Consider the following 12,198-nt stretch of genomic DNA (forward strand, 5'->3'; position numbering starts at 1 on the left):
AGGTAATAATCAATACAATAGCATATTAAATAATTCATAAAAATACTGTCATTGCAAGTATATCTTTTTGTAAGAACTCGTAAAAGTGTACTTTTGTTCGTTCTTAAAAACTAAAAGAGATTTAATGGAATTATTTATTCAGATAGTACAGTTCATATTAATTATATCAGTGCTTGTTATTTTGCATGAACTGGGGCATTTTATTCCTGCCAAATATTTTAAAACTAAAGTAGAAAAGTTTTACTTATTTTTTGATGTCAAATTTTCACTTTTTAAAAAGAAGATAGGTGATACTGTTTATGGTATTGGGTGGTTACCTTTAGGTGGTTATGTTAAAATTGCTGGTATGATAGACGAAAGTATGGATACCGAGCAAATGAAGAGTGAACCACAACCTTGGGAATTTAGAAGTAAACCAGCTTGGCAACGTTTAATAATTATGTTGGGTGGGGTAACTGTAAACTTCTTTTTAGCGTGGTTTATTTATACAATGCTATTGTTTAATAACGGAGATAAGTATATACCTGCAGATAATTTAAAGCACGGAATTTTAATAGATTCTATAGGAGAGCAATTAGGACTAAAAACTGGAGATAAAATTTTAGCTATAGATGGCAAAAAAAGTAAAAAGTTTACAGATGCTGTTTTGGACATTATTTTAGGTGATGAGGTTACTGTTAAAAGAGATGGTAAAGAAATTACAGTGCCATTAAGTGCAGAAGGCAAAGAGGCAGTTTTTAGTACACAAGGCAGAAACTTTTTAGGTTACAGACAAAAAGCTATGATAGATAGTGTGGTATCTGGTATGGTTGCAGAAAAAGCGGGAGTGCTTAAGGGAGATGAAATTGTGGCTGTTAACGGACAAAAAACCACGTATTGGAACGAGTTTGTAAGCATTATTAAAAAGTCGCCAAATAAAGAGATAGAATTGGAAGTATTGCGAAAAGGACAAACAGAAAAATTACATATGGTTGTACCTGAAGAAGCGGCAATAGGAGTTGTGTTAAACAGAGAAGACTTATTTGTTACAGATACCTATAGTTTTGGTGCGGCAATACCAGAAGGCTTTAACAAAACAATTGAGGTACTAACTAAACAAATTAGACAGTTTAAAGTTATTTTTAACACTAAAACAGGAGCTTACAAACAAGTAAAAGGACCTATTGGTATTGTAGAAATGATGCCTAAGCAATGGAACTGGACATTTATTTGGTCTTTTATGGCAATGTTCTCTGTATGGTTGGCTTTTTTAAACATATTACCTATCCCTGCTTTAGATGGTGGACACGTTATGTTTTTATTGTATGAAATTATTTCTGGTCGCCCACCAAGTGAAAAAGTATTAGAAAAGGGGCAAATTGTTGGTTTTGTAATACTTATGGGACTAATGGCAATTGTGTTTGGAAACGACATCTGGAATATTATAAAGAAATTTATATAAATTTTTATTTTTTGTTTTGTAGATATTAAAAAAGCTTTTATATTTGCACCCGCTTACAGGCTTTACGTCTGCTAACATTCCTCCTTAGCTCAGTTGGTTAGAGCATCTGACTGTTAATCAGAGGGTCCTTGGTTCGAGCCCAAGAGGGGGAGCAAAACAAACCTCAACTAGAAATAGTTGAGGTTTTTTGCTTTTATATAGTTTCTGAGATTTTATAGGGATATTTCATCTTTGCTGGCTTTCTTATTAAGTACCTCTATCCATAATCTACATACCCGCAATTTACCATTACTTAAAAACAAGTAGCAAAAAGGTGTACAATTCGGTGTATATTAAAATATTCAGGTATAACATTTTAATAATCTTAGAAAATATGTCAAATTTGAAATATTCACTTCTGTTTGTTTTGTAGATAAGCATTATCACCAAAAAATAATTTTATACTTGCTCTTTTTTTAAAAAAATTGAGTATTTGACATGTATACTATTATCTCTTTTAAGAGTGTTATTATAAAAAAGATATCTTAATCTTGCCTTATCATTACAATACTTTTATTTTAATTGACGTTACTTATATCCTTCCCCCGCTTTTAATAAACATTTTAGACAAAATTATGAAAAAGATTTTCTTAGTATTAATAGGGGTTTTTGCATTCGTTGGATGCAGTAAAGAGGATGATTCATCTTCAAGCTTAAGTGAAATTGAGCAAAGGTTAGTAGGGGTGTGGTACCCCACAACGGATTATGAGGATAAATGGTTTACGTACAATGAAGATGGTACATCAATTTATCATAATAGTGAGAAGGATTATGATGGAGTTTGGGAGGTAATAGATAATAACGTGTTAATTGAATTCTATCCCGATCCTGATGAGACAGTAGAGGGATGGCAAGAGAACCCTGATTTAAAACATATTATAGAATTTGAAGATGATTTTAAAATCCAGAGAACTGATTACAATGATAATACACTAGTTACTATAATGTATAAGGAATGCGAACTATGTCCTGCAAGAGCAGAAGAGTTTCAAATTTATTTTAATGGCGAACACCAAGGTCAATATGGAGAATACTCTTTAGAAACGACTTACTATACAGATGATGTTGATGGAGAATTGAATTCTGAAGTTGTAACCTCTAATTTGTTTAGTGGGGATTACTATACGTTAACTGCATTTGATAAGGTCGGCTTTAAGTACGAAACGAATACTGAGAGTCAGGCAAGTGTTGAACTCATAGAAATTAAAGATAGTAGTGGTAATATCATCTTTACAAAGAGTGATTTCTCTATAGGCATTGGAGAAACTTTTATTTATGAAATTTCATCGGATAGTTATACTGTGGACTAAACATATAGGTTATGAAAATTAATTTCGACAAAAAAATATCAATGGGACTTATTATTAGCTCAATATGTATTTTGTTTTATGGTTACATAGCCAAAGAATATGATCCCTATGAGAATAACTATATTGTCCATTTAATTGAGAGTGGAATCGACGTTCCGATAAGTTACTACCACGTAAAGTTATTAGGAATTGAAATGCCATATTTGCCATTAGTCTTAATCAGTTTAATACTTTTGGCTTTAGGGGTATTTTGGGTTTTTTATAAAACAGACAAGGAAATTAAGATTTTACTTAAAAAGATATGGAGTACACTTTTAACTTACTCTTTTAGCTTAAGTAGTAGTATCAAGGGTAATTCATTTATTAAGGCTTTAAAAAAAAACAGGGTTTATTCTTTTTACTCTCCTAGTAAGAATGTAAATAATATACAAGCTAAGAAGATTATAAAAACAGAAAAGTTTTGGTCAGACAAAGGTCGTCTTAGAAGAAACGCTTATGCGATTAGAGTTGGAGTGATAATTTTAATTTTAGTTATTGTTGGTCAGGTTGACTATGATTATTTTGACGTAAATAATTTTTATGTAGTTCTAGTATTACGAGTAGTAGTTGGCTTAGTATGTTTGTTTGCGTTTTTTTTGCAACTTATAAAGCGATTACAAGATATAGGAAAAAATGGGTGGTGGGCTCTATTATTTCATATACCGTTTTTTAATATCCTATTTTTGATATATACCCTTTTTGCAGATGGGTCAATTGGAGCAAATAAATATGGTGATGACCCGAAGGGTAGAGTTATAGCTGACTAGTATGAATATAAATAAATTGCAAAATATTCAAGTATGGTTGAAAACGAACCATAACAAAATGGTTTCTTGCGCTGAGGAGACCGAATGTTATAAATGGAGTAGATGGATTAAAGACCAGCGTATGCATGTATTTCCTTGTGTGTGCGAGACTAGAAATGACGACTGCATCTTTGCAGAAATGTATTATAGAGTTTGGCAGGTAGGTCAGTTGTTAGAACAAGAAGATAAGTTTGTTAATGCACTTTTGGAGTATGAAAATATGAAAGGAGATAAAGGTCTGCTTAAACAATGGTTCTATAATCAGCGTAATTTAGGAGAGGGTATATTATCCTTGGAGGAGATTATTAAGATAGCCACCCAAAAAGAGTCGTATGTTACTATGGAAGTTATTCTGCCTAAAGAGGAAATTAAACACCTTTTGAAGTTTAAGGAAGTATACTCAGAGTGTTTATCATTTGCACAAGAATAAATCTTGGGTGCAACATAGGTGCAACATTATACTTAAATATTAGAAGATAATGAAAACCAATGAAAATCTCGTTTTTGTTATGTATTTGAAAATCAATTCATTGAAAATAAATGAAAGTCTTTGAAAAGTAAATGTAACCGTCTGTTAATCAGAGGGTCCTTGGTTTGAGCCCAAGAGGGGGAGCAAAACAAACCTCAACTAGAAATAGTTGAGGTTTTTTGCTTTTATATAGTTTCTAAGATTTTATAGTTTGTAGTTGTTTTATTTTTTCCTGTATCTTTTCAGTCTTAAAATTACAAATCTATGTTTTCTATAATAGGTTGGCTCGGGGCCATATTATTTGTAGTGTCTTACTTGTTGCTAAGCATAGGTAAACTATCATCTAAATCTAAAGTGTACCATATTTTAAATATATTAGGCGCTGTTTGCCTAATTATTAATGGCTTTGCGTTAAACGACTTCCCAAATGTTGTAGTTAACGCTGTATGGGCTTGTATTGGGCTCTATGCTATTGTTAGGTTTGTTAAGTAATCGTTTACTCGTTTTTAAATTCTAAAATATTTAACGCATACTTAATGTAAATAGCCTCTTTTTGCTTGTAATCTTCTGTTTTTTCATTAAAAAGTCCCAAATAATAGTAAGCACCATCTATTAAGGCAAAAATAACTTCTGTTATTTCATCAATGTTTGTATTGGTAATAATTTGGTGCTCTTTTGCTTCTGTTAATTTTTTGTGTAAAACCGTGTGTAGCGCTTGTAAGTAGCTTTTAAAGCTATCGTTAAAATCTTTTTTCCTGTAAATTAGAGCGTAGCAACTATAAAAAACACCATCATCAAAATATTTGTTCCAGTTTCTAGAAAAAAGTGATGTTATTAGATTGTGAAGTTTTTGTTTGGAGTTTATTTCTCCATTTTCATCATTTTGTACAATGTTTAAATGCTGTTCTAATATAAACTCATTTAAGCCAATTAATAGCTCATCTTTGGTTTTAAAATAGTGCATTATTAAGCCATTACTTATGCTTAAATGTTCTGCAACCTTAGCAATAGAGGTGTTTTCTAGGCCTATGTCTTTTGCAACTTTGTAAAATGCTTTTATAATTTCTTTTCGTCTTTGTACAGATACACTTTTTCTTCCCATGTAAGATTTTTATTTAGGCAAATGTAACATTTTAAGATAATTACAAGCCTTGCTTTACCGGTGCAAGTTAACATTTATTTAAAGTTTTATTAATTGAACATTCATTCAATTTATAATTTATAAAAATACTTTTGACCCAGATTTTAATGTAACCAATCAATCTAAAAATGGGGAATAAAATTAAATATGTAGTATTTGTTATGTGCTTAGTTGTGCAAGTAAGTTTTAGTCAACAAACTAGCAAGTCTTTAAATAATAAAAAAGTAGTGTTTGTTATAGTAGATGGTATTTCTACAGATATGCTGCAAAAAGCCCCAACTCCTTTTTTAGATAGTATAGCTAATACAGGCAGTTATACTAAAGCATATGTGGGTGGTAAAAAAGGAGGTTACTCACAAACACCAACCATTTCTGCAGTAGGTTACAATAGTTTACTAACTGGTACTTGGGTTAATAAGCATAATGTTTATGGCAATAGTATAAAAAAACCAAACTACAATTATCCTACAATTTTTAAGGTCTTTAAAGATCAATATCCAACTAAAAAAACAGCTATTTTTTCTACTTGGCTAGATAACAGAACAAAACTTATTGAGGGCGAATCTGAAACAAAAAATGTAGAGATAGATTATGCTTTTGATGGTTTAGAGATTGATACCATTAATTATCCGCATGATGCTTACAAGCAATACATTAAAAAAATTGATAATGACGTGGCTGATGATGCCGCTAGGTATATAAAAACTAATGCACCAGACTTGTCTTGGGTGTATTTAGAGTATACAGATGATGTTGGCCACGGTTTAGGTGATAGTCCTCAACTAGATGATGCAATTACATATGAAGATACTTTGGTGGGCAAAATATGGAATGCTATTAAAATACGTGAAGCTAATTTTAATGAAGATTGGTTGTTGGTGGTTACTACAGACCACGGTCGTAGTCCAAAAGATGGGCGCCATCATGGAGGACAAACAGATAGGGAGCGTGCTACTTGGATTGTAACTAATGAGAAAAACACTAACAGTTATTTTAAAAATGAAACCTTGGCAATTACAGACATTTACCCAACTATGCTTCGTTTTTTAAATATTGATGTTTCAAAAGATATTGCTTATGAAATAGATGGTACTCCTTTTATAGGCGAGGTAGATGCTTATGGTTTATCAGCTGTTAAAGAAGGAGACAAAATTGTCATCCGTTGGAAAAATAATTCAGATAAAAATGTAAAAGGAACAATTTACACTTCTACTACAAATCTATTTAAAGAAGGAAAAAAAGATACTTACATAAAGGAGGTAACAGTGAGTTTGACTAATGAAGAGACTACGCTATCGCTTAAAAAGCATATGGGCAAGATGTTAAAAATAGTATTAGAAACTCCAAATAATGTACTTAATACTTGGTACATAAACAATAACTAAAAACCAATTTAACTTAACATTAAAGAAAATGAATTTTAGACTTACGTTTATTGTAATGTTGTTTGCATGCTGTTTTAGCTACGGACAACAAACTATTACGGGTAGTGTTGTAGATGAGGGCAATACACCACTAATGGGTGTTAGCATTGTAGTTGCTAATACTACAAATGGCACAACAACAGATTTTGATGGTAATTATACCATTAATGCTGCAAAGGGAGATGTGCTTACATTTTCATCTATGGGATTTAAAACAAAACAAATTACAGTGTTAAATGCTACTGTAATTAATGTTACCCTTTTGGAGGATGCCGCTGCATTAGAAGAGGTAGTGGTAACGGCTTTGGGCATTAAAAGAGAAAAGAAAGCATTGGGTTATGCAGTACAAGAAGTAAAAGGAGCTTCTTTAGAAAAAGCGAAAGAGCCTAACTTGGTAAATTCTTTAACGGGTAAAGTAGCTGGTTTAAATATTAAAAACTCTACCGACTTATTTCAGAATCCAGAAATTAGTTTAAGAGGCGCAACACCATTAGTTGTTATAGATGGTATACCAGATAGGTCTGCAGATATCTGGAAAATTAATTCTGATGATGTAGAGAGTATTAGTGTGCTTAAAGGTGCAACTGCATCTGCTCTTTATGGTTCTGCTGGTAGAAACGGTGCTATAATGATTACAAGTAAAAAAGGAGAAAAAGGAAGGTTAACTGTAACAGTTAATAGTTCAGTGCTTTTTCAACCTTCTTTTATAAAAGTACCAGATGTACAAACAGTTTATGGCAATGGTAACCAAGGGCAATACGCGTATATTAACGGTTTAGGTAGTGGCTCTGAAGGTGGTGGCTGGATTTGGGGACCTAAAGTAGATCAGTTAGACCTAAGCACGGCAAGTGGTTTTTTTGAAACTACACAATACAATAGTCCTACAGATGCTGCTGGTAATTTAATTCCAATTCCCTTTACTTCTAGAGGTAAAGATAATATCAAAGATTTTTTTCAAACAGGATCTATACAAACCAATAATATTAGTGTTAATTGGGGTAATGATAAAGCTAGTTATAGAATGTCTTTATCTAATGTATACCAAAAAGGAATTGTGCCAAATACAGATTTGGGCAACACTTCTTTTACAATTGGTGGTACTTTAAATCCGTCTGATAATTTTAAAGTAAGCTCTAATTTAACTTACAATAAGCAATACACAGATAATTTTCCTGAGGTTGGTTACGGACCAACAAATTATTTGTACAATTTGGTTTTGTGGACAGGTGTAGATGTAGATGTTAAAGATTTGCGTAACTACTGGAGAGAAGGACAAGAAGGTTACCAGCAAAGGCATTTTAACGTTTCTTATTATAACAATCCTTATTTTCAAGCCAATGAGTATGAGCGTGGTTATGATAAAGATAATGTGTATGGTAATGTTGCCTTTGAGTATAATGTTACGCCAGAACTTAGCGTAAAAAGCACAAGTGGTATTAATGTTTACAGCTTAAACAGAACGTATAAAGAGCCTAAAAGTTATGTGGGTTATGGCAATAAATCTCTTGGTAATTTTACCAATGCAGATAGTAGATATTTTGATATTATTACAGATTTTGGACTAAAATTTGAAAAGAGTTTTTCTGATGATTTTACACTAAAAAGTGAAGTTGCTTACTCTAACTACTATCGCAAATCTACAGCGGCTAGTACACAAACAGATGGTTTAAATATTCCTGGTTTTTACAATTTGGCCAATAATGCAGGGGCAAGTTATATTGCATCTAACTTAGAGCAAGAAGAAGCTATAAAGAGTATTTATGGTTTTGTAGACATGTCTTTTTACAATGCATTTTACTTATCTATTACTGGTAGAAACGATAAAGTATCTACTTTACCAAAAGAAAACAATTCTTTCTTTTACCCATCTGTATCTGGATCTTTAGTTTTATCTAGCCTTTTTGATATGCCACAGGCTATTAGTTTTGCAAAATTAAGAGGTTCTTGGTCTAGAGTGTCAGAAGGTAAAATAGGAGACGATCCTTATAGTTATATACAAGCTTATGATAAGGGAACAACGTGGAACGGTAATACGTCAGCATCTTTTGGATCTAGCTTGCTTTCTCCTGGTTTAGAGCCAGAAACATCAGACACTTGGGAGGTTGGTGCAAATGTTAGATTCTTTAATAATCGTTTAGGTTTAGATGTTGCTTATTTTGAGGCCAGAGACTATAACAATTTAATTTATAGTCCAATTTCGGAAGGATCTGGTTATGAAAGTATTTTGCTTAACGGTGATGAATACAAGCGTAAAGGTTTAGAATTTGTTTTTGATGCTAAACCTATACAAACAGCTAATTTTAGTTGGGATATGCTTGTAAACTTTAGTAGGTTTAGAAGATTTCAAGAAGAAATTTATGGAGATAGAGAGCAGACAGAGGGCTTTGTAAAAGTTGGTGAACGTACAGATCAAATTTATGCTAACGTATACCAAACTAATGATAACGGTGAGGTTATTTATGAAAATGGTTTTCCTGTAAACGATCCATACCAAAGATATATTGGTGATGATGATCCAGACTGGACTTATGGTATTACCAATACGTTAAAATATAAAAATCTTAATTTATCGTTCTTATTTGATGGTAGAATAGGAGGTTTAATTTACTCTACTACTAATCAAAAAATGTGGTGGGGTGGTAAACACAAAGGCACAGTAAACCAGTTTAGAGATGATGCAAATAACGGAGTTAGTTCTTATGTAGCTCCAGGAGTAAAGGTTGTAAGCGGCACAGCAACGTATGATGTTAATGGTAATATTACTAGTGATACGCGTACGTATGCTCCTAATGATGTTGCTGTTAACTACATTAACTTTATGCAGACAACTAGTAACGGTCAAAATAAAAATTACCACTATTACAAAGAGTCTTTTGTAAAGCTTAGAGAGGTTACACTAACATATAACTTTCCAAAAAAAGCATTAGCAAACACACCTATACATGAGTTTAGTTTGTCCTTAATTGGACGTAACCTTTGGTTAAATTCTGATGTGCCAAATGTAGATCCAGATTCTGGTGTAGATGCATTACAGGCACCGTCAACTAGGAATATTGGACTTAACTTAAATGTGAAATTTTAAATAAAAGCATAATGAAAAAATTTAGTATATATATTTTATGTGCAATATTCTTTACAGCAAGTTGTACAGATATAGAAGAGTTGCAAGATGATCCTAACAGAGCAACAGCAGTTAGTCCAGACTTACTATTAACTAATATAGAAACCTTAGCGTTTAATAATGTGAGCTTAAATAGTGCTTTAGCAAGTAGATATTTAGCATTTACAGACGGTGTTAATGAAAACCAATACTACAATTGGCAACAAGCTTCTTTTGCTAATTATGACAATATAAAGCAAGTTCATAAAATGATTGAAGAGAGCCAGAATTCGGAGGCTGAGGTTTACGCTATTCTTGGTAAATTTTTTAACTCCTATTTTATAACAGAGCTTACATTAGTTTTTGGTGATGTTCCTTACAGTGAAGCAATTGCAGTGGAAGATCAAAATTATACTCCTGCTTACGATACCCAAGAAGAAATCTTTTTACAGGTATTAACAGATTTAAAATCGGCTTCTAACGAGCTTGCTGCTAATGATGAACTTATTTTGGGTGATGTAATTTACAATGGTGATAAACTACAATGGCAAAAGTTAATTAACTCTTACTATTTAAGAGTCTTGTTAATGTTATCTAATAAAGCAGATGTTGCGTCTTTAAACGTTGTGGGTAGGTTTAAAGAGGTTGTAGATAACCCAAGTAAATATCCTTTGTTTAGTTCTAATAATGACAACGGAGCATTAACTTTTGTAAACATACAAAACAACCGTTACCCATTATTTAATAACAACAATTTGCAAACTGCATATTATTTAGAAGAGTCTTTTGTAAATACGTTGAAAAATTTAGAAGACCCAAGGTTATTTGTTTTTGCAGAAAAAATGCCAAGTGCCTCTGCGTTAGATGAAACAGATTTTAATGCCTATGGAGGCTTATATGGTAGTGCTGTTTTTAGTGATAATGCAGCAAAGGCAGTTGCTGGTAATGCATCTAGAATTGCTCCAAGGTATTACAATGATCCTGTTAATGAACCAAGTTTATTATTAGGTTATGCAGAACTTCAATTTATTTTAGCAGAAGCTGTTGCCAAAGGATGGATTTCTGGTGATGTCTCTACTTATTATACGCAAGGTATTAAAGCGTCAATGGAGTATTATGGTATTACAGATGTAGATAGTTATTTAGTAAATTCTGCTGTACAACTTAATGCTACAAACCCTATAGAGAGTATTGCAACTCAAAAGCATATAGCGTTGTTTTTAAATACTGGTTGGCAAATGTTTTATGACCAACGTAGAACTGGTTATCCGGAGTTTAATGTAGATGGAGGTGGTGCATTAAACGAAGCTAGAATACCAAAAAGATGGTTGTATCCAACAAGTGAGTCTACTAATAACCCTAAAAATTTAGAGGAAGCTATTAATAGACAGTTTGCTTCTGGTGATAATATTAATTCACAAATGTGGATTTTAAAGTAAGGTATTTACATACATTTTTAAATATCGTTTTTTAGTTTGTTTAACTAGCATCTGCTTTTTGGTGCTAGTTTTTCAGTTTAAAAAACTAAGTAATTGTAAATTAAGTTGTTGCTATAACGTTGTAGTGTATCTTTTTAATCGTTATAACAAAATATTAACACTTTTATCTTGCATTTGGCCTGTATAAATGTATGTTGTAGGGAAACAATTTCAATTATGAAGATTATACAAGTCAAAAGAAAAAGCAAAGTAGAAAAGCGATACACCAAAAGGATGGGGCAACTTGCGGCTAAAGTAACCTACGTAAAGAAATACGTTTTAGGAGTTCCTGTAAAAACCTTGTACAAGTATAGACAAACGTATTATGGGGAAATTAAAGACTGTAAAGATTGCCATTTATTTGTTTAATAAGTAAACAAAAAATAAAAAACCCAGAGAATATATATTCTCTGGGTTTTTTAATGGGTTTTATTTAAGCAGTAATTAGTTTACTACTAATGTTCCCTCGTTATTCCATTTTGTAACATTGGCAATTTTACTGTTTTTGTAATCTACCTCGTTTAATTCTGTTTTATTCCAAAAAAACCATTTTCCGGTTTTTTTACCTTCAGTATAATTACCCGTTGCTATTTTTTTACCTTCTTCATTAAACATAGTCCACTCACCGTGTAATTTACCATTTAAAAAGTGTCCAACTTGTGCAACCTCTCCGTTAGAGTGAAAATAAGTTGCTTTTACTTTGTTATCTGCTTTTTCAAAAACTGGTTTTGTACTTTGTGCGTTAACTATTGCTATTGAGAATATAAATGCGAATGCTAGTGCTATTTTTTTCATGATATGTAGGTTTTAATTTTTAATTTCTTAACATTAACGATATAAAGATACATTTTATTTTACAATAAATACGCTTTAAGTTAACATTAAATTTACATTAAAAACATAAAAGACTGTAAGTCAATTATTTAATTATTTTTAACACTTAACATGCAA

11 protein-coding genes and 1 tRNA gene are annotated in these 12,198 nt (G+C 31.9%); 10 read left to right on the plus strand and 2 right to left on the minus strand.

All coding sequences use genetic code 11. The annotated features are described in order from the left end of the window. Positions 1 to 124 precede the first annotated feature (124 nt). The 6 genes from rseP to PBN93_RS16320 all read left to right on the plus strand — a co-directional run bounded on the left by rseP (position 125) and on the right by PBN93_RS16320 (position 4,596). On the plus strand, positions 125 to 1,441 hold the full coding sequence (gene rseP / locus PBN93_RS08035) for an RIP metalloprotease RseP (protein ID WP_271081868.1): 1,317 nt from the start codon (positions 125 to 127) through the stop codon (positions 1,439 to 1,441). A gap of 78 nt (positions 1,442 to 1,519) precedes the next feature. Next, positions 1,520 to 1,593: transfer RNA gene (locus tag PBN93_RS08040), tRNA-Asn, on the plus strand. Positions 1,594 to 2,055: 462 nt separating this feature from the next. After that, on the plus strand, positions 2,056 to 2,790 hold the full coding sequence (locus PBN93_RS08045) for a hypothetical protein (protein WP_271081869.1): 735 nt from the start codon (positions 2,056 to 2,058) through the stop codon (positions 2,788 to 2,790). Positions 2,791 to 2,801: 11 nt separating this feature from the next. After that, the gene (locus PBN93_RS08050) at positions 2,802 to 3,596 is read left to right on the plus strand and encodes a DUF805 domain-containing protein (RefSeq protein WP_271081870.1); all 795 of its coding nucleotides are present in this window, start codon (positions 2,802 to 2,804) and stop codon (positions 3,594 to 3,596) included. A 58-nt stretch (positions 3,597 to 3,654) separates the two neighbouring features. Continuing rightward, entirely contained in the window at positions 3,655 to 4,065 is a 411-nt protein-coding gene (locus tag PBN93_RS08055; protein WP_271081871.1) for a hypothetical protein, read from the plus strand. A gap of 303 nt (positions 4,066 to 4,368) precedes the next feature. Further along, complete coding sequence (locus tag PBN93_RS16320; RefSeq protein ID WP_077401237.1) at positions 4,369 to 4,596, plus strand: CBU_0592 family membrane protein; 228 nt, start codon at positions 4,369 to 4,371, stop codon at positions 4,594 to 4,596. Positions 4,597 to 4,600: 4 nt separating this feature from the next. Here the strand turns inward: PBN93_RS16320 and PBN93_RS08060 are convergent, their stop codons facing one another. Continuing rightward, on the minus strand, positions 4,601 to 5,206 hold the full coding sequence (locus PBN93_RS08060) for a TetR family transcriptional regulator (protein WP_077401240.1): 606 nt from the start codon (positions 5,204 to 5,206) through the stop codon (positions 4,601 to 4,603). A 167-nt stretch (positions 5,207 to 5,373) separates the two neighbouring features. On the opposite strand from PBN93_RS08060, the gene PBN93_RS08065 reads away from it, so the two are divergent. The 4 genes from PBN93_RS08065 (at position 5,374) to PBN93_RS08080 (ending at position 11,616) form a co-directional block, all read left to right on the plus strand. Further along, positions 5,374 to 6,630, plus strand: coding sequence for an alkaline phosphatase family protein (locus PBN93_RS08065; RefSeq protein ID WP_271081872.1), 1,257 nt, complete (start codon positions 5,374 to 5,376; stop codon positions 6,628 to 6,630). 28 nt (positions 6,631 to 6,658) lie between these two features. Continuing rightward, positions 6,659 to 9,751 (plus strand): SusC/RagA family TonB-linked outer membrane protein, encoded by a 3,093-nt coding sequence (locus PBN93_RS08070; RefSeq protein ID WP_271081873.1) that lies wholly within the window; start codon positions 6,659 to 6,661, stop codon positions 9,749 to 9,751. Positions 9,752 to 9,762: 11 nt separating this feature from the next. Then, positions 9,763 to 11,208, plus strand: coding sequence for a SusD/RagB family nutrient-binding outer membrane lipoprotein (locus PBN93_RS08075; protein ID WP_271081874.1), 1,446 nt, complete (start codon positions 9,763 to 9,765; stop codon positions 11,206 to 11,208). 216 nt (positions 11,209 to 11,424) lie between these two features. Beyond that, a complete protein-coding gene (locus tag PBN93_RS08080) occupies positions 11,425 to 11,616 on the plus strand; it encodes a hypothetical protein (RefSeq protein ID WP_077401252.1) in 192 nt (63 codons plus the stop codon). 75 nt (positions 11,617 to 11,691) lie between these two features. Here the strand turns inward: PBN93_RS08080 and PBN93_RS08085 are convergent, their stop codons facing one another. Next, a complete protein-coding gene (locus tag PBN93_RS08085; protein WP_271081875.1) occupies positions 11,692 to 12,042 on the minus strand; it encodes a toxin-antitoxin system YwqK family antitoxin in 351 nt (116 codons plus the stop codon). Positions 12,043 to 12,198: the final 156 nt, after the last annotated feature.

It is taken from the genome of Cellulophaga omnivescoria (assembly GCF_027915275.1).
Lineage (GTDB): Bacteria > Bacteroidota > Bacteroidia > Flavobacteriales > Flavobacteriaceae > Cellulophaga > Cellulophaga omnivescoria.